We start from the raw sequence: 17,262 nt of genomic DNA, 5'->3' as shown, positions 1-17,262 counted from the left end.
AGATGAATACAGCTTATCAAGACTTCCTATCGACAAAGATACAGCGCGTGGCTGATAGTGGCTTCGACATCGAAGAATCGCAGCTAAATCCGCAGCTTTTCGACTTTCAGCGTTATTGTGTGCGCTGGGCGTTGAAGCGCGGTAGGTCAGCCATATTCGCCGGTTGCGGTAACGGCAAAACAATCATGCAGCTTGAATGGGCGCAGCAAGTCGCCAAACGCGAATCTCGCCCGGTGCTGATACTCGCTCCGCTGTCGGTAAGCCGTCAGACAATAGCAGACGGCTCGGAATTTGGCTACGAGATACACCGATATTCCGATACGCTTCCGGCTGATGCTAAACTCGTCATAACGAACTACGAGCAGTTAGATAACATTGATGAATCTCGCTTTATAGGCGTGGTGCTTGACGAAAGCTCGATACTGAAGAACTTTACCGGGCATTATCGCAATGCCATAACGGCAAAGTTCAAACATACGCTCTACAAGCTATGTTGCAGCGCGACACCCTCACCAAACGACTTGAACGAAATCGGCAATCATTCTGAATTTCTCAACGTGCTTGACGCGCAGGATATGCGCTCGAAGTGGTTTGTCCGCGAGGATGGCATGAACAACTACCGCCTTAAAGGTCATGCGAAAGCTGATTTTTACGGCTGGATAGCATCGTGGGCTATCGTCTTCGAGAATCCGGCAGATATCGGATTCATCGAAACCGGCAAGCGTTTCAAGCTGCCACCGCTGAACTACATTACGCACATGGTGGAAACAGCACCCCAGGCAGGGCAGTTATTCGCCGGTGGCATAGTGAACGCGACAAACTTCAATGCAGAACTACGCAAGACGAAGACAGAACGCCTTGAAATCGCTGCCAAGATTGCCAATGAAACCGAGGGGCAAGTTCTGATTTGGATTAAGCAGAACGAGGAGGGCGACATTCTCCGTCAGCTTTTGCCGGATGCAGTTGAAGTGCGCGGAAGCGACAAAGACGATGTGAAAGAACGCCGCTTGCTCGACTTCGCAGACGGCAAAATCCGAATACTAATCTCGAAAGCCAAGATATGCGGCTACGGCATGAACTTCCAAAGCTGCGGAACGCAAGTTTTTGTAGCTCCCGACTTCTCTTTCGAGGACTTCTATCAACAAGTGCGCCGCTCGTACCGATTCGGGCGAACTGACGCAGTGAATATCCACCTCATAATAACCGATACGATGCAGAATGCAAGGGCTATCATCGAACAAAAACAAGCGCGGTTTGAAGAAATGCAGCGCGAAATAAACCGAAACGTGAACGAACACAAGTACGGACTTCTCAACGATTACACCTACGAGGAATACCGCGATGATTACGTACTTCTGATGAAAGGAGATACGACAATCGAAATCTCGCGCATTCCCGACAACAGCGTTGACCTCATAATCTTCTCGCCGCCGTTCAGTTCATTGTTCACGTACTCGAACTACATACACGACATGGGTAACAACGAGAATCACGAGGATTTTTTCAAACAATACGCATTCTTGCTGAAAGAACTCTACCGAATCTTGAAGCCCGGACGGCTCATGTGCTGCCACACAAAAGACCTCGGCGTGTATAAGAACTCTTCCGGCTATACCGGAATGTATGACTTCACCGGCGAACATACACGCGCCGTACTCGCCGAGGGATTCAAGTTGCACTCCAAAGTCACGATATGGTGTGACCCGGTGTTGGAGATGCAGCGCACGAAGACACAGCGACTTCTCTACAAGCAAGTGACATCCGACAGCTCGAAGACCGGCATCGGAATGGCTGAATATATCACGATATTCAAGAAATGGGAGGGCGATGAAGCCGATTGGGAGCCTATCAAGAATCTCAACCGTGACAACTTCCCTCTTGAAACGTGGCAACGCTGGGCATCGCCGGTGTGGATGGATATAAAGCGTACTGACGTGCTGAACGGAGCGGAGGGTACGGCGCAGGGCGATGAAAAGCACATTTGCCCTCTGCAACTCTCGGTCATCGAGCGACTGATACACCTTTGGAGTAATGAGGGCGAGGTCGTATTCACTCCGTTCCTCGGCATCGGCTCTGAAGTATATGTCGCCGTGAAGAATAACCGTAGAGGCATCGGTTGCGAGTTAAAGGACAGCTACTTTGCGACAGCAGTAAAAAACATCAAGAATGCCGAGCAAGAAGTTAACACCCCATCACTCTTTGACTTCTGAAGTATGGAAAAAGTAACCGCATATCGTTGTCAGTATTGCGGCAAGGTGTATCTCCGCGAATGCGCCTGCAAGAAGCATGAAGAAATGCGATGCTCACAGAATCCGGAAATACGGCCGCTATGCTACTCGTGCCAACATTACGAATCGTCTTTTGACGAAAACGAGAAAGAGAGCATCGAATATTGGCAGAGTTATGGGTGGGATGGCTCGGAGTATTCATATACAAAGCTATTCTCGCCGAATCGCTGCAAGCACCCGAAAAAGCAATGCAAGCTATTCAACAACGTCAAGTTGTCAGCCGAAATGCGAGAGGGTTTATCTGAAGCTAAATACGAGCCTATGCCTAACCGCAGGAGTGGCGGTTGCGGCTACTATGACGCAATACCCGAACATCCATACGCTACGAAACTATGAAGTGCCACTATATCGTTGACAAAATCGCAGGGCGCGTGCTGATACCAGGCTGCATGGCAGTCGCAGTCAGCGGCGACATCGAGCGTTGCACTTGCAGCGATTCTGACCTCACATTCTCACAGTTTGAGAGGAAGCGATACAACGAGGAAATCCAACGGCGCAATGCTGAAATCAAGGAATTGCGAGAAGAAAACAAGTACCTCATGCGAGAACTTGAACGACACGTTGAATTGCTTGCTGAGTATGCAGCCGAGAAAGAAAAGGCACTTGAATCAAAGCACAGAGCGAATAAAATAATCAAAATAAACCTATCCAAACAGCAATGAAGCAATTACTATATATCGACTTGTTTTGCGGTGCCGGTGGTACTTCGACCGGCGTTAACTCCGCAAGGCTTGACGGAGAGCAATGCGCCGAGGTCATTGCGTGTGTGAATCACGATGCAAATGCGATAGCTTCCCACGCATCGAATCATCCGAATGCCTTACACTTCACTGAAGACATCCGAACACTTGAATTGTCGCCGCTCGTTGCGCATCTCGACAAATGCCGCAGAGAGAATCCAGAAGCTCTTACAGTTCTTTGGGCATCTCTCGAATGCACTAACTTCTCGAAAGCGAAAGGCGGCCAGCCGCGCGATGCAGACAGCCGTACACTTGCCGAGCATCTATTCCGATACATTGAAGCTATCGACCCGGATTATATACAGATTGAGAATGTCGAAGAGTTTATGTCGTGGGGCGAGGTAGACGAAAACGGAAAGCCGCTCTCGACCGACAAGGGACGCTCATATCTCCGTTGGGTTAACAATGTCAAGCGATACGGCTATAATTTCGAGCATCGCATCCTAAATGCGGCAGACTACGGCGCATATACTTCTCGCAAACGATTCTTCGGCATCTTCGCGAAAAAGAACTTGCCGATAGTGTTTCCCGAAGCTACACACAGCAAGACCGGCGAAGCGGCATTATTCGGCACTTTATACAAGTGGAAGCCGGTGCGTGAAGTCCTTGATTTGGAGGATGAGGGCAATTCAATCTTCAACCGCAAGAAGCCGCTCTCCGATAAGACGCTTGAACGCATATATGCCGGACTGATTAAGTTTGTCGCCGGTGGCAAGCAGGCATTCATGGTAAAATACAACTCCATGAATCAACGCGGCCGATATGTCGCTCCCTCGCTTGAAGACCCATGCCCGACAGTCGCGACACAAGGGCGGCTTGCACTCGCTTCCGTTCAGTTCCTTTCAAAGCAGTACAGCGGCGCGCCTGACGATAAGAACATATCTCTCGAAGCACCGGCAGGGACAATCACGACAGTAGACCATCACGCATTGATACACACTGACTTCCTTTGCAGCTACAACTTCAAAGACGCAGGTAAAAGCATTGACCGCCCCTGCCCTACGTTGCTCACACGCGATAGGCTTGCTTTGATTCAGACGCAGTTCATAGCAAACGAGTATTCCGGTGGCGGTCAACTTTCGAGCCTCGACAGCCCCAATCCGGCAGTACTCACTAACCCGAAACAAAAGCTCATAAGCGTGTGCCCTTGGGTAATGGATACCAACTACAACAATGTCGACAGCTCCATCGATGAGCCGTCAAGGGTCATCACAGCCAATCGCAAGCATCACTACTTGATGAATCCGCAATTTTCATCGCCTGGCGGCTCGGTCGAATCTCCTTGCTTCACACTTATAGCCAAGATGGATAAACGACCGCCATATCTCATTTCTACCGAATCCGGCGACTTCGCGATTGCGGTATATGACACCGACAGCCCGATAATGGTTAAAATCAAAGAGTTTATGGCACTCTATCGCATTATCGACATCAAGATGCGAATGCTCAAAATATCAGAACTCAAACTGATTATGGGCTTCCCGGAAGATTACGTGCTGATTGGCACACAAGCAGACCAAAAGAAGTTCATTGGCAACGCGGTTGAGGTCACAATCGCCCGCGCTTGGTGTGTCGCTCTATGCGATTCAGTGAAACGATTAATTCGACAGACGGCATGAAAGCGGTAAAGACACATACCTCTGACGGTTACGTTGTGAGTTGGATGGACGGGTACAATGTTTCTCCACTTAAATGCTTTGGCGACTATCAGAACGCGGCGATTGAGTTTTGCAACATTCTCAATTCGGTTGAAGCACAAAAAGACCAACAAAAGTTTGAAAGGCAGATAAAATTGTGGATAAGCACTTTCAATCCGCAAGACAAATACAGTTACCCCGAATGGGATAAAGCAAAAGGAATATTCTCATTGAAACTCAAAAAACAGAGGGTATGAATCAAGATGACGTTAGGAAGAAAATCGCGGCAATGTCCGAACAGCAAAAGTCAGCTATGGCAGATATGTTGTTTGCAGATGCAGAGAAAATTGCAAACGCCGCACCGCGAATGCTGGTAGAATCGCTCTACCGCGAAACGCGAATGCTCAATACCAACTACACGCCTGAATCGGGGTTTGATTTAGTCAGAGAAATTGAACGCCGTAAGGCATTAGCCGCACAGCAGCGCGAGGAACGCGAAACTCTGAAGCTCTCAAAGATACTCGACCACGATACGCTTTTCAGATTCGCGTATGTGCCGTTTGTCATCGCCGAACTTGTGTGGGACTACGCCGACACAATCATAGACCTGTCAATAACAATGCAGCTTAAAGAAACGAAGAAACTCAGCCGAGCAATCCGCGAATTACGCCGTGACTACGACCGTTTACGCTCAACGTACATAGACCAGCAGCACCGCGATTCAGAAACGCAGAATATGTATATGTTTGAAGATGGAGTAAGTGACATCTTCAAGACGTTACTTGTTAATCTCCGTTGCGACCTCATGCACGAATATCCGCAACTCTCGCCGGATTCTCTCAACTATCTTTTAGCCGTATATCAGTGTGATATTCTCTTGAAGTCGCTATTGAGATATGTCAGATGGCAGACTGAAAAGATAGAGAAGATAGTCGGGCATAAAATTGGGCGAATACTCCCGATAGAGATATATCGACTTGACAAGCTCGTATTGGAGTTTGTCGGCGACAAGCCGGTATCGGACCGCTTCGCCTCTCTCAAAGAAACATACATAAAAACATTCGCGACACAAATCGCGATTATAGAACTCAACGAAATATGACACTTGAAATCGAACATCATGCAGCTTTTTGCTTAGGCATCGAGTTTTGGTATGTGCTGACTGTAATCGGCAGACCTCGCCCGGCTATAAATCGAAGAAGACAGAGCGCGAAACCGACAATCCGTGCGAGATTGCCGTACCATTAGCAGTTAACTACAACATGAGATAATATCTATATAACAATATAATAACTACTATCAAATGACAATAAACGAATACCAGGCGGCAGCACTCACAACCGCCGTCTATCCCGAAGACAAGCGCATCATCTATCCGGCACTCGGAATGTGCGGAGAAGCCGGAGAGGTAGCCGATAAGGTCAAGAAAGTAATTCGCGACAACAATCAGAGTTTCGACACAGTGCGAAAGATAGAAATCGCGAAAGAGATAGGCGATGTTATGTGGTATTGCGCTACGCTTGCAAACGACCTCGGCTTCACACTTGAAGCAATCGCACAAATGAACATCAACAAGCTGCAATCACGAAAGGAGCGCGGAATGCTCGGCGGCTCTGGAGATAACCGATAACTCAAACATCTATCAACCTCAAAAAAAGAAATCAATCATGGCACTATGGATTGAAACAAAAGTCCGTTTCGACAAGATGATGGAGAACGGCACCGTAAAGAAAGTAACCGAACCTTATCTCGTTGACGCGCTTTCATTCACTGAAGCTGAATCGCGTATCATCGAGGAAGTAACGCCGTTCATAAGCGGCGACTTCACCGTGTCGGCAGTCAAGAAATCGAATATCGCTGAAATCTTCCGCGATGATAGCGGCGACAAGTGGTATAAGGTCAAAGTCAATTTCATCACGATAGATGAGAAGACGGCCGTAGAGAAACGCAAAGCGTCTTACATACTCGTGCAGGCTTCCGACTTCAAAGGAGCTTATGACAACTTCATCGCCGGCATGAAAGGCACAATGGCAGACTTCGAGATTGCCGCCATCACTGAAACCGCCCTAATGGACGTGTATCCGGCTAAACTCACGAGCAAGTCAGACAATGGATAACCGGCAGTTCTTCGACCTTGTGAGGCGTATGAGAGTCAAGCAGCGTGATTACTTCAAATATCACCGCAAATCTGACCTCGCTGAAAGCAAGCGAATCGAAGCGCAGGTTGATGCCGAGATTAGCCGCGTAGAGCGGCTTCTCGGCTTGCCTGACGCGATTCCGCAAGCTCCGAGTATATTCGACTACCCAAACGATAAAACGCCGTAAAAACCGCGCCTATGACATTTCAGATAATTTGCCTTGTCATCAACATCGCTCTCGTGCTGAATCAAGTGCGCATAGCGAGAAGAAACGAGCGCACAAAGGCATATCTCGAACACAAGATGAATCAGATTCGCGAAGAATACGAGAATCTGCAAAGCATCCATTGCGAGATTAACAAGCGAGGCAGAGCGATACACCTCAAGATTCGACTTGATGAAATCGACATTGACGTGGTTAAAGACCCTGCAACGCGCAACTATCTCGCCAAACGTAAACTGATAACAACATTCAACCCGAACTGAAGAAATGGCAAAGAAGAAAATTTGCATCACTCTATCGAGAGTGTTTCCGGCAACATTGCCGAGAGCCGGAGAACTGACCGAGTTTGAAACAAAGCTCAAAGCCGGCAAGAAGATTCACACGATACGCCGCAACTTCGACTTGTGGGCGGTCAACGCTGAAAAGATGCAGCGTGGCGACTTCTACCTATCCGTAAGGCAGTGGTCCGGCAAGCCGTACCGCTCGAAGCAACGAGAAATCCACACGATAGATAAGCCGATAGGAGTGCAGCGCATTCAAATCAGCTATCATCACGACTTCCACGCAAACAAGCCGTACTTGACGGCAAGAATCATCGGAGGCAACAATATTGATGTGGCAGAACTTGCAAAGAATGACGGTTTGTCGCTCTCTGACTTCGCCGATTGGTTTTTCGGCAAAGAGCCGCAGGGCGATATGACTTTCAACGGTGTAATAATCCACTTCACAGACTTTCGATATTAAGCGACATGGCAAGCACAGTACTATCGGATTCAATCGTATGCTCCGGCACAAACTGCCTTATCAGAATGAATTGTGAACGATACGCACGATTCCGTGAAATACGCAGACGATATGCCGGGCGTGAGCATAAAATACCCGGAGTAATATCGTTCATGTCGCCGAAATACGAGCCGTCAACCTATACTTGTCAAAAGCAAGTGAAAATCAGAAACGCGAAATAGTCAACGCACACTTCTATTGATATAATATATAATAATCAATAAGTGTGTATATATAAAACTAAATAATAATTATAACGTAGTAAACCTCATGGCATCCGTTAATCAAGTAACAATCATCGGCTACGTTGGTGAAGACCCGAAAATCATCACCACGAGCAACGGCAAGACGATGGCAACGCTCACAGTCGCGACAACTGAACGCGGCTACACAAAGAAAGACGGCTCGACATCCGAAGACCGCACCGAGTGGCACAACATAGTGCTTTTCGGTAAACTCGCCGAAATAGCGCGTGACTACATACGCAAGGGCGCAGCTCTCTACATTCAAGGCAAGATGCGCACTCGCTCGTATGACGATAAGGACGGCATCAAAAGATACGTCACAGAGATTCACGCCGACACGGTGCAGATGCTCGACCGCAAAAGCGTGGCGACTTCACAAGCTCCGCAACAGTATGCAGAGCAACAGCCGCAATATGGCTATCAGCAACCGAGTATGAATGACCCCGACTTACCGTTCTGAAGATGCGACACGCAGAAAGTCAGATACAACAAAATTGCGTGAAGTGGTTTCGTCTTCAGTATGCAGACCTCGCGCTCTTGCTCTTTGCCGTTCCGAATGGTGGAGCAAGAAACAGAATCGAAGCCGGGATAATGAAAGGCGAGGGAGTAACAGCCGGAGTCGCTGATATGTTATTCCTACTACCTAACAAATATCATCACGCTCTTTGCATCGAGTTTAAGACACCGAAAGGCAAGCAGCAAGACTCTCAAAAGCGATTCCAACGTAAAGTTGAGGCTTTTGGCTATCGCTACGAAATAGTCCGTTCCTTAGAAGAATTTATTGAGCTAATGCGGAATTATTTAGCTCAACGCTGAAAAATAACCGCTTCAATATATTTTTTACCCCGAAAGAGTACCTAACAAGTACTCTTTTTTATTACCTTTGCACAAAAACCGCAAAAGTCGCATTTCATCGCTATATAAAAAATATGGAAAAATTTAACGACCTCGCACAAACGCGGCTCATTGACATTGAGCAGCTTGAAGAAAACGCCGGACAGCTTGCCGGAGTGCCGGAGAATCCTCGCACTATTGATGAGGACAGATTCGCATTATTGAAGCAAGACATCATCGACTACCCGGAATATCTGAAATATAATCCGCTCAAAGTCTATCAGCTTGAAAGCGGCAATTACATCATTCTCGGAGGCAATATGCGGTATCGGGCATTGACCGAAATCGGGTATAAATTCGTGCCGGCAGTAGTTATCGAGCATGACACTCCGACCGAGAAGCTGAAAGCGTATGCGATTCTCGACAACAACGGTTTCGGCGTATGGGATTGGGGCAAGCTGAAGTCCGGCAATTGGGACGCGAAGCAGTTGCAGACTTGGGGCGTTGAACTTCCCGATAATTGGGATACAAGCGCGGCAGACGCAGAGAATGAGCAATCGCAAAATGATAGCTACTCTCGCAAGGTCGTAGCCCCGACATACGAGCCAAGCGGCCGCACTCCGAGCTTCGGCGAGATGTACGACACCACAAAGCGAGATGCGTTGCTTCACGAGATAGAGAACGCAGACTTGCCGGATGATGTACGCGAGTTTCTACGTCAGGCAGCCGGACGGCATACGGTTTTCAACTACGCCAAGATTGCGGACTATTACGCGCAGGCATCGCCGCAAATACAAGCTCTCATGGAGCAATCCGCACTTGTGATTATCGACTTCGACAAAGCCATTGAGAACGGCTTTATCACACTGACCAAAGACCTCGCGAATGCTTACCGCGTTGAACGCGACATTACGGATGAAGAAGCTCTAACCGAAAACGACATCGCAGAAGATTATGATGAAGAATAAGAATTTTGTCGCTTTTATCCTCTCTCACGGCAGAGCTGACCGAGTTGTGACCTATGACAGCTTGAAGAAGTCGGGCTATACCGGGCGTATTGTCATCGTGCTTGACAACGAAGACCCATCCGCGCCGGAATACATATCACGATTCGGCAACGAGAATGTAGTAATCTTCGACAAAGCCGCAATCGCTGAAACATTCGATGAGGGAGTGCCTGGAGATAGACGCACGATTGTGTATGCCCGAAATGCTTGTTTCGACATCGCAAAGAAACTCGGCTATCGCTACTTTATCGAGCTTGACGATGATTATACAGTCTTTGAATGGAGGTTTGATAACCGTCTACGCTACATTACCAAAGACAAGGTAATCCGCAATCTCGATGCCGTCTTTGATATTATGCTCGACTTCTTCAAGAAGATTCCGGCTAAGTCAATCGCAATGGCGCAGGGTGGCGATTATCTCGGCGGTGGTGCCGGTGGCGAGGGCAAGCAGCTACGCACGAAGCGAAAAGCAATGAACTCGTTTATTTGCGACACTGAACGGCGATTCACGTTTCTTGGGCGCATCAATGAAGATGTGAACACGTACACGCGCAATACTTCAACCGGCGACTTGTTTTTGCAGATTCAGCAAATATGCCTCTTGCAAAAACAGACTCAATCGAATGCCGGTGGCATGACTGAAGTATATCTCGATTCCGGCACTTATCTCAAGTCGTTTTTCACGGTCATGTATCAGCCGTCATCAGTCAAAGTGCGGACTATGGGTAACGAGTATGTCAATCAGAAGCGTTTACACCACCGCGTAAATTGGACTCTTACGGCTCCAAAAATCATCAGAGAGAAATACAAAAAGAAAGAATAACCGCTATGGCTAAATACTCCCAAGCTAAAATCAAAGAGTGTGAGGAGTGGATAATGGAGAACGGCCTAATGGAACACGGCGGCGCGAAGCTCAAAGACTTCTTCAAAGCGATGGGCTTGCACCACAAGACTTACTATCAGTGGTTGCAGAAGCCGGAATTTCGCGAAGCGATAGACCGAGCAAAGCAGTATTTCAAAGAGCATCTATGCCGGGAGTTGGTTGAATCGCTTGCCAAATCAGCAAAAGGATATGACCACCAAATTACGGAAGAAAACACCGAATACCGGCAGAATCCACAAAACCCCTCACAGCCAATCATACACCGAATGCGAAGAAAGACTACGACCGTTCACGTCAAATCAGATGTTGCGGCCGCAATCTTCTTGCTTTGCAATCTTGACCCGGAACACTATCAGAACCGGCAGCGCAACGATGTGGCGATTAAGAAAGATAGTGACCCGGATGAGCAAATGACACCCGAAGAACTCGCAGCCGAAATTGAACGGCTCGAAATGATACAAAAATGACATCAACGGAGAGTGACACGATGAAAAGGCTACTGAAATTGAAGCGCATTAAGCTGAAGCGAGATGCGCCGGAACGCTTTGCGTCTTTTCTCGGCTATGTCAACCCGAAATATCGTGCGGAGTGGTTTCATATCTTAATCGCTGATTATTGTCAGAAACTATATAATGGCGAAATCAAAAATCTTATGGTATTCATGCCGCCGCAGCACGGTAAGTCAGAAATCATCTCTCGCAACTTTCCGGCTTGGGTACTCGGAAAGAATCCCGATTTAAGAATAGTCGGCAGTTCATATACGATTGATCTTGCATCTCAATTCTCTCGCTCGATACAGCGCACAATCGACAGTAAAGAGTATCAGGCAATTTTCCCTAACACTTATCTCAATGGCTCTAATGTGAGAACTGACACAAAAGGCTATTTGCGTAATGTGGATATTTTTGAAACAGTCGGGCGACAAGGATTCTACAAAGCTGTCGGCGTTGGCGGCGGCTTGACAGGTACGCCGGTCGATATTGCAATCATTGACGACCCGGTTAAAGACGCAAGCGAAGCATACTCGGCTACATATCGTGAAAAGGTGTGGAATTGGTACAATACCGTACTGACAACCCGACTTCACAATGAGAGCAAACAGCTATTTATTATGACGCGCTGGCATGAAGACGATTTGGCAGGGCGCATATTGAAAGCCGAGCCGCAAGATTGGACTGTGCTTGTGATTCCGGCGATATGTGAGTATGAGAATGACAACGGACTCTCACAGCGGCACATTGGAGATGCTCTATGGCCGTGGAAACATTCGCTTGCAAAGCTACTGAAGCAACAGCAACGCGCACCGCGTGAGTTTTCAGCACTCTATCAGCAGCACCCGACAATCGAGGGCGGCAACATCGTTAAGCGCGATTGGTTTCGTAAAATCTCAATGGCTGAATTTCTCTCATTGCGATACAACGAGCCGATGCACTTCTATCTCGATACCGCTTACAACAAGAAGAAAGTCGGCAAAGACAATGACCCATCGGGCATACTTGCAGCGTGTCGCATTCAGAACAACATCTACATCTACGATGCACAGTCCGTCTACAAAGAAATGCCTGACTTACTGCGGTTTCTCCCCGAATACATATCAGCGCACAAAGGCACTCGTGAAAGCAAGCTCAATATCGAGCCAAAGGCTAACGGCATATCAGTTGTGCAGATGTTGCGTGAAATATCGACTCTCAACGTCAAGGAAACGCCGACACCGACAGACGATAAAGAAGTGCGTTTCCGTGTCGTTTCGCCGCGCATAGAGTGCGGCCGTGTCTTCATAGTCGAAGGCTCTTGGAACGAAGATTTTTTGAATCAAGTATGCGCATTCCCGGCTTCAACGCACGATGAGTTTGTGGATGTTCTCGGCTATGCCATTAATGACCTCTACGAAGAAGACGATGATAATTTTGATTATGACGATTTACAAGTTTTTTAACCCTCAACATCTCTAAATTATGCAGTTTTTGCAAGTAACGACTAACCTCATCAACCGAATTGCCGGAAGAAAGCAAGAGTTTGATGAACTACTCGCTTCCGGCGACATATCGCAGATTCGGTCGAAGATGCGCACCAACGGACGCGCAGCAGACAGCGCGATGCGTGAGTATGACACCGCAACGCACGAAGTAATGTCCCGAAAGGATAAGATTCTAACCGACAAGAAAGGCAACCGGCGTGGGGTGCAACACTTGTGGAAGCTCCCCATTCCGTATCAAGCCTATATCAACGAAATCGCGCTTGTGTTTCTCTACGGTCGCCCGGTTAAGTGGACACAAGTTTCCGAGGGTACTGACGAAGCGTTTGCAAAGTTCCTCGATGTAATCAAGCGCACCCGATTCAACAGTAAGATACGCCAATGCAAGCGACTCGCCGGAAAGGAAACAGAGAGCGCGATGCTATTCCGCGTGTTCAAAGACGATGACGGCAACCCGGACGTGCAGATTCGCGTACTCGCCAAGAGCAAAGGCGATGAGATATACACACGTTGGGACCAGTACGAGAATCTAATCTCGGTGGCATGGGGATATAACGTGCGCGAAAAAGAGGATAAAGTCGTATATCACTTCGACATCTTCACGCCGGAATTTATATACCGATGCACAAAGAAGTCCCTCGGGTGGCAAGTTGAGAAAGAAATCAACTTCATAGGCAAGATTCCTATCATTCTTTTTCAGCAAGAGAAAGAATGGGAGGGCGTAGAGCATCTTATCAACCGCGAGGAATGGATAGCGTCAAGAAACGCCGATACCAATGACTACTTCGCCGACCCTATTGCCGTGTATAACGCCGATGTTATCAAGAATCTGCCCGAAAAAGGAGATGTCGGCAAAGCTCTATACACGAACAATAAAGACGGTGTTCAAAACGCAATGGCTTATGTCACGTGGGATAACGCTCCACAGTCGAAGAAAGATGAGCTTGACTTCCTCGAAGCTCATATACTCTCAAAGTCATTCACGCCGAACATCACTCTCGACACGCTCAAATCAATCTCGCAACTCTCGGCAAAGGCATTGCGCACGGTTATGATGCTTGCAGACATCAAGGCATCGAAGCGCAAAGAAAGCCACGATGAACTACTTGACCGCACCGGCTCTCTCATTGGAGCAATCATCGGCAATGTACTCGATGTGTCGCTCAAAAGTCAGTGTGACGAATTGAGCGTTGCTCACGAGTTTCAAGAGCCGTTCGGAGAAGACATCGAAGCTGACATCAAGAACATCACAGCTTGCCTCGATGCAGAAATCATGTCGAATGAAACAGCTATCGAAAAGAATCCTCTTATTTCTGACACGGCACTCGAAAAAGAACGCATCAAAGCTGAAGCAGACGAGCGAATGAAACAGCAACAGTCTATATTCGGCGATGATGGAGGCGAAGCCGGAGCGCAATCATTCTCTGACGGTGACGATGAAGAAGACGGAGAGGAAGATGAGGAAAAGAAGCCTGGCGATGAGAAGAAATCGAAAAAAGAAAAGAAATGAAGTCGATAATCTTCAAGCGAATCACGACTGACAAAAAGATTCAGCGGACTTCAATCTACGCATTCGGCATTTGCATCTATTCAGAAGAAATGCCGATTGAGCAAGAATCTTCACGCCGTCAGGTAGGATTCAACGTATTTCCGCAATATGCGCCGGAATGCGTGGAAGATGAGGACTATTACCCCGATGAATGCAAGCATGGCAAAGAAGCAAAATGACATAGACCCCAAGAGCGCGACACAAGCGCGAATAAAGCGTACTGAAGCATACGCCGAGCGTGTGCGCACGTTGTTCGCGGCAACAGTCAATGAAATTCTCGCTTTGAATCGCTCTATGCCGCAGCTTGACGAGGGCGAGATGTTTTCTTTCGCCGGAGAATCAATGAAGCGACAAAAGGAAGTTGAGCGGTTACTCCGTCAGCTTCATGCAGTCGCGACTATGGCTATCGAAAAAGGCATCAAACTCGAATGGGCGCAAGCTAATGAAGAATGTGACAAGCTCGTGCAATCGTGCTTTGGCAAACGCGCATTATCTTCACCCGAATTTTCGGCATGGACTCAACGTAACAATGCGGCGATGAACGCTTTTATCGCTCGAAGTGAAAAGGGGTTGAATTTGTCACAGCGAGTATGGAAAGCCGTCGAGCAGCTACGCGATGAAATGGAAGTCGCGATAACAGTTTCAGTCGGAGAGGGAGAATCGGCGGCGCAAATGTCGCGCAAAGTCCGTCAGTACCTCAACGACCCGGACTTGATGTTTCGCCGATTCAGATATAAAGACCCTGAATCCGGCGAATGGCGGCGCAAATGGAAGAAGCGTATCAAAGACCCGGCAACCGGCAAAGTCAAATGGATAGACTACGACAAGCGTACTTATCAAGACCAATGGACTGGGCGCGGCTATTACAAGTCTTCAGCTCAAAACGCTATGCGTGTTGCTCGAACTGAAACGAATATCGCATATCGCAGAGCAGACAATGAACGGTGGCAACAAATGGACTTTGTTCTCGGTCAACGTGTCAATCTCTCACGCTCGCACCCGAAAAAAGACATTTGCGACAAGCTCGCAGGTGATTATCCGGTTGATTTTGTCTTTGACGGTTGGCATCCGCAATGCTTTTGTTTCGTTACTCCGATTCTGATGGATGAAGATGAAATGGCGAAAGTATCAGAAGCGTTTTTGCGTGGCGAAAAGTATGTGCCGAGGGGCAAGCGAATAACTGACTACCCGGACAATTTCAAACAGTGGGTGTCAGAGCATAAAGAAGACATCGCACAATCTCGCGATAGAGGCACAGAACCGTACTTTATCCGCAACAACGCTATGGCGATAGATGAAATACTTGACCCGTCATTAAAGAAGCTCACACCGCAGCAAATCGCGGCGAAACGGCATGAAGCGAGAACGCCGGAGCAAGAGGACGAGATTCGCCGCCGTTGGAAAGAGCGAAGCGAGAGAATCGAAGCCGAAAAAAGACATTCGCGACAAGTCAACGCTACTGCAAACAACGTACTCAATGCAGCCGCCAAGCGGTTTGCATCTTTCGGCATATCTACCGCCGAACTCGAAGAAGCAATCAAGAGCGGAAACACAGCACTCATTCAAGCGCAGACACGGACGCTCGCACTCGCTATGTCAGCAAAACAGCAGCTTATCAAAGCAACTGCCAAAAAGGTCAATAGTATTGCTGACGGTTATAGCGAAGTCGATACGACCGCACTCAACGAAGCTCTTGCATCCGGCAATCTTGAAGCGATACACAAGCAGACACGCGCCCTCGCTCAAAGTGTACTCGCGATGAAGAAAGCCGAGCAAGCATTGTCAGCTATAATCCCGGATGCTCACACTTGGCACGAACAATTCACGCTTGCAGAACTGCAACAAGTGTATGCCGCCGTTGAATCGAAACTCGCGAACATATCGACACTTCCATTATACGAGCAAGTCAAAGCGATTGAGAAAGAAATCAAGTGGGTATCTGACCCTACATATCTGAAGCCGCATAAGCAATATCCGACTTGGAATGTAGCTCAAGATGCTTATATGAAGAAGCTCGATGAAGTTAAGAAGCAAATAGCAGTAGCGGAGGCGAAAGACACTATCGACAAACTGAAAGTGTATGTCGCTTCACACCCGAAAGCCACTACGGTCGCTAATGCTGTCTTGGAAGCAGAATTGTTGCTTGCATCCGGCGGCGATATGCTTACGATTAAAGCGAAGATTGACTACGCCCAAAAACGAAAAGAACTACAAGAAAAAGCAGCAGCGCAAAAAGCTGTCAAGGGTAGCAAAATCGGTGAAGTCACATTTAAGGAGCTATCAAAAAAGCGACAAAAAGAGTTGCTCGATGATTACAAAGTCAATACAGTAGAGGGCATGGATGATGTGATGCGTCCGGCTACTGAAGAAGCATGGAAAGGACTTATCGAAGAAGAACGTATGTTGCTCACTAAATATACGCAGACATATAGCTACCTCAACGAGCCATTGCGTAATATGTCATATTGTGGCGGACGAGCGAAAGATGAATATGACAATGATATGCCGAAAATAACCGCAGCTTTGAGCCGTGTTAAGACAAAGCAAGATATGGTCGTAAGGCGAGGTACGAGCGATTATTATATTCCGGAAATCGGCAAGAATTTGAGCCAAGCCGAAGTTGGCGATACGTTCATTGACGGCGCATTCTTATCAACGGCGTGTCACCGAGATAAGGGATTCGGCGGCTCTGTTAATATGATTATTTTGATACCGAAGGGCGCACAAGGCATATTCGCAGAACCGTTCACTCATTATAACGCCGGTTATTATGACTATCAGACCCGAATATGGAACGGTACTGAAAAAGTGGGGTTAGGAGGTGAGTTTGAATGGATAGGTCAGCGCGGCAGTAGATTCAAAGTAATCAGAAAGAGCGGCAAAAATTTATACTTAATGTTAATCGGTCAGCAGTTCACACAGCCAACCGGTATGACGAAGTAAGACAAAGGGCGCATAAT

The 17,262-nt window shown here is 47.7% G+C and carries 20 protein-coding genes; all 20 read left to right on the top strand.

What is annotated here, in order from left to right:
* The first annotated feature begins 2 nt into the window (after nucleotides 1–2).
* The 20 genes from E7746_RS14725 (at nucleotide 3) to E7746_RS14635 (ending at nucleotide 17,245) form a co-directional block, all read left to right on the top strand.
* The gene (locus E7746_RS14725; RefSeq protein WP_135472904.1) at nucleotides 3–2,210 is read left to right on the top strand and encodes a DNA methyltransferase; all 2,208 of its coding nucleotides are present in this window, start codon (nucleotides 3–5) and stop codon (nucleotides 2,208–2,210) included.
* 3 nt (nucleotides 2,211–2,213) lie between these two features.
* The gene (locus E7746_RS14720; RefSeq protein ID WP_135472903.1) at nucleotides 2,214–2,624 is read left to right on the top strand and encodes a hypothetical protein; all 411 of its coding nucleotides are present in this window, start codon (nucleotides 2,214–2,216) and stop codon (nucleotides 2,622–2,624) included.
* Entirely contained in the window at nucleotides 2,621–2,950 is a 330-nt protein-coding gene (locus tag E7746_RS14715; protein WP_175577984.1) for a hypothetical protein, read from the top strand. The genes E7746_RS14720 and E7746_RS14715 overlap by 4 nt, the downstream gene beginning before the upstream one ends.
* The gene (locus E7746_RS14710; RefSeq protein ID WP_135472902.1) at nucleotides 2,947–4,647 is read left to right on the top strand and encodes a DNA cytosine methyltransferase; all 1,701 of its coding nucleotides are present in this window, start codon (nucleotides 2,947–2,949) and stop codon (nucleotides 4,645–4,647) included. Before E7746_RS14715 ends, E7746_RS14710 begins: the two co-directional genes overlap by 4 nt.
* Nucleotides 4,644–4,922 carry a hypothetical protein gene (locus tag E7746_RS14705; RefSeq protein WP_135472901.1) on the top strand — a complete coding sequence of 93 codons (279 nt, stop codon included), beginning with the start codon at nucleotides 4,644–4,646 and terminating at the stop codon, nucleotides 4,920–4,922. Before E7746_RS14710 ends, E7746_RS14705 begins: the two co-directional genes overlap by 4 nt.
* Nucleotides 4,923–4,978: 56 nt before the next feature.
* A complete protein-coding gene (locus E7746_RS14700) occupies nucleotides 4,979–5,767 on the top strand; it encodes a hypothetical protein (RefSeq protein ID WP_168184425.1) in 789 nt (262 codons plus the stop codon).
* A gap of 201 nt (nucleotides 5,768–5,968) precedes the next feature.
* Nucleotides 5,969–6,295, top strand: coding sequence for a nucleoside triphosphate pyrophosphohydrolase family protein (locus E7746_RS14695; protein WP_135472899.1), 327 nt, complete (start codon nucleotides 5,969–5,971; stop codon nucleotides 6,293–6,295).
* 34 nt (nucleotides 6,296–6,329) lie between these two features.
* Nucleotides 6,330–6,782, top strand: a complete 453-nt coding sequence (locus E7746_RS14690; protein WP_168184427.1) for a DUF4494 domain-containing protein — start codon at nucleotides 6,330–6,332, stop codon at nucleotides 6,780–6,782.
* Nucleotides 6,775–6,990 (top strand): hypothetical protein, encoded by a 216-nt coding sequence (locus E7746_RS14685; RefSeq protein WP_135472897.1) that lies wholly within the window; start codon nucleotides 6,775–6,777, stop codon nucleotides 6,988–6,990. Before E7746_RS14690 ends, E7746_RS14685 begins: the two co-directional genes overlap by 8 nt.
* 11 nt (nucleotides 6,991–7,001) lie before the next feature.
* Nucleotides 7,002–7,289 carry a hypothetical protein gene (locus E7746_RS14680; protein ID WP_135472896.1) on the top strand — a complete coding sequence of 96 codons (288 nt, stop codon included), beginning with the start codon at nucleotides 7,002–7,004 and terminating at the stop codon, nucleotides 7,287–7,289.
* 4 nt (nucleotides 7,290–7,293) lie between these two features.
* Nucleotides 7,294–7,770: a hypothetical protein gene (locus E7746_RS14675; protein WP_175577983.1), complete on the top strand. Its 477-nt coding sequence runs from the start codon at nucleotides 7,294–7,296 to the stop codon at nucleotides 7,768–7,770.
* A 309-nt stretch (nucleotides 7,771–8,079) separates the two neighbouring features.
* The gene (locus E7746_RS14670) at nucleotides 8,080–8,514 is read left to right on the top strand and encodes a single-stranded DNA-binding protein (RefSeq protein ID WP_135472895.1); all 435 of its coding nucleotides are present in this window, start codon (nucleotides 8,080–8,082) and stop codon (nucleotides 8,512–8,514) included.
* 2 nt (nucleotides 8,515–8,516) lie between these two features.
* Complete coding sequence (locus E7746_RS14665; protein ID WP_135472894.1) at nucleotides 8,517–8,870, top strand: VRR-NUC domain-containing protein; 354 nt, start codon at nucleotides 8,517–8,519, stop codon at nucleotides 8,868–8,870.
* Nucleotides 8,871–8,983: 113 nt separating this feature from the next.
* Entirely contained in the window at nucleotides 8,984–9,856 is an 873-nt protein-coding gene (locus E7746_RS14660) for a ParB N-terminal domain-containing protein (protein ID WP_135472893.1), read from the top strand.
* Nucleotides 9,843–10,718 (top strand): GREB1-related protein, encoded by an 876-nt coding sequence (locus E7746_RS14655; protein ID WP_135472892.1) that lies wholly within the window; start codon nucleotides 9,843–9,845, stop codon nucleotides 10,716–10,718. Before E7746_RS14660 ends, E7746_RS14655 begins: the two co-directional genes overlap by 14 nt.
* A gap of 5 nt (nucleotides 10,719–10,723) precedes the next feature.
* Complete coding sequence (locus tag E7746_RS14650) at nucleotides 10,724–11,245, top strand: hypothetical protein (protein ID WP_135472891.1); 522 nt, start codon at nucleotides 10,724–10,726, stop codon at nucleotides 11,243–11,245.
* Complete coding sequence (terL, locus tag E7746_RS14645; protein WP_135472890.1) at nucleotides 11,242–12,714, top strand: phage terminase large subunit; 1,473 nt, start codon at nucleotides 11,242–11,244, stop codon at nucleotides 12,712–12,714. Before E7746_RS14650 ends, terL begins: the two co-directional genes overlap by 4 nt.
* A 19-nt stretch (nucleotides 12,715–12,733) precedes the next feature.
* Nucleotides 12,734–14,263: a phage portal protein gene (locus E7746_RS14640; RefSeq protein WP_135472889.1), complete on the top strand. Its 1,530-nt coding sequence runs from the start codon at nucleotides 12,734–12,736 to the stop codon at nucleotides 14,261–14,263.
* Nucleotides 14,260–14,481 (top strand): hypothetical protein, encoded by a 222-nt coding sequence (locus E7746_RS15175; RefSeq protein ID WP_168184424.1) that lies wholly within the window; start codon nucleotides 14,260–14,262, stop codon nucleotides 14,479–14,481. Before E7746_RS14640 ends, E7746_RS15175 begins: the two co-directional genes overlap by 4 nt.
* Nucleotides 14,462–17,245 (top strand): ADP-ribosyltransferase, encoded by a 2,784-nt coding sequence (locus tag E7746_RS14635; RefSeq protein WP_168184423.1) that lies wholly within the window; start codon nucleotides 14,462–14,464, stop codon nucleotides 17,243–17,245. The genes E7746_RS15175 and E7746_RS14635 overlap by 20 nt, the downstream gene beginning before the upstream one ends.
* Nucleotides 17,246–17,262 lie beyond the last annotated feature (17 nt).

The sequence above is a fragment of the Muribaculum gordoncarteri genome (assembly GCF_004803695.1).
Classification (GTDB): domain Bacteria; phylum Bacteroidota; class Bacteroidia; order Bacteroidales; family Muribaculaceae; genus Muribaculum; species Muribaculum gordoncarteri.
This window is presented reverse-complemented; position numbering and strand designations above follow the sequence as displayed.

What these genes read in the sequence shown, in the direction of transcription:
- E7746_RS14675 (WP_175577983.1), top strand. Translation starts at nt 7,294, where the DNA reads ATGGCAAAGAAGAAAATTTGCATCACTCTATCGAGAGTGTTTCCGGCA.
- E7746_RS14710 (WP_135472902.1), top strand. Translation starts at nt 2,947, where the DNA reads ATGAAGCAATTACTATATATCGACTTGTTTTGCGGTGCCGGTGGTACT.
- E7746_RS14695 (WP_135472899.1), top strand. Translation starts at nt 5,969, where the DNA reads ATGACAATAAACGAATACCAGGCGGCAGCACTCACAACCGCCGTCTAT.
- E7746_RS14700 (WP_168184425.1), top strand. Translation starts at nt 4,979, where the DNA reads ATGGCAGATATGTTGTTTGCAGATGCAGAGAAAATTGCAAACGCCGCA.
- E7746_RS14655 (WP_135472892.1), top strand. Translation starts at nt 9,843, where the DNA reads ATGATGAAGAATAAGAATTTTGTCGCTTTTATCCTCTCTCACGGCAGA.
- E7746_RS14680 (WP_135472896.1), top strand. Translation starts at nt 7,002, where the DNA reads ATGACATTTCAGATAATTTGCCTTGTCATCAACATCGCTCTCGTGCTG.
- E7746_RS14720 (WP_135472903.1), top strand. Translation starts at nt 2,214, where the DNA reads ATGGAAAAAGTAACCGCATATCGTTGTCAGTATTGCGGCAAGGTGTAT.
- E7746_RS15175 (WP_168184424.1), top strand. Translation starts at nt 14,260, where the DNA reads ATGAAGTCGATAATCTTCAAGCGAATCACGACTGACAAAAAGATTCAG.
- E7746_RS14640 (WP_135472889.1), top strand. Translation starts at nt 12,734, where the DNA reads ATGCAGTTTTTGCAAGTAACGACTAACCTCATCAACCGAATTGCCGGA.
- E7746_RS14715 (WP_175577984.1), top strand. Translation starts at nt 2,621, where the DNA reads ATGAAGTGCCACTATATCGTTGACAAAATCGCAGGGCGCGTGCTGATA.
- E7746_RS14725 (WP_135472904.1), top strand. Translation starts at nt 3, where the DNA reads ATGAATACAGCTTATCAAGACTTCCTATCGACAAAGATACAGCGCGTG.
- E7746_RS14665 (WP_135472894.1), top strand. Translation starts at nt 8,517, where the DNA reads ATGCGACACGCAGAAAGTCAGATACAACAAAATTGCGTGAAGTGGTTT.
- E7746_RS14650 (WP_135472891.1), top strand. Translation starts at nt 10,724, where the DNA reads ATGGCTAAATACTCCCAAGCTAAAATCAAAGAGTGTGAGGAGTGGATA.
- E7746_RS14635 (WP_168184423.1), top strand. Translation starts at nt 14,462, where the DNA reads ATGGCAAAGAAGCAAAATGACATAGACCCCAAGAGCGCGACACAAGCG.
- E7746_RS14660 (WP_135472893.1), top strand. Translation starts at nt 8,984, where the DNA reads ATGGAAAAATTTAACGACCTCGCACAAACGCGGCTCATTGACATTGAG.
- E7746_RS14670 (WP_135472895.1), top strand. Translation starts at nt 8,080, where the DNA reads ATGGCATCCGTTAATCAAGTAACAATCATCGGCTACGTTGGTGAAGAC.
- terL (WP_135472890.1), top strand. Translation starts at nt 11,242, where the DNA reads ATGACATCAACGGAGAGTGACACGATGAAAAGGCTACTGAAATTGAAG.
- E7746_RS14685 (WP_135472897.1), top strand. Translation starts at nt 6,775, where the DNA reads ATGGATAACCGGCAGTTCTTCGACCTTGTGAGGCGTATGAGAGTCAAG.
- E7746_RS14705 (WP_135472901.1), top strand. Translation starts at nt 4,644, where the DNA reads ATGAAAGCGGTAAAGACACATACCTCTGACGGTTACGTTGTGAGTTGG.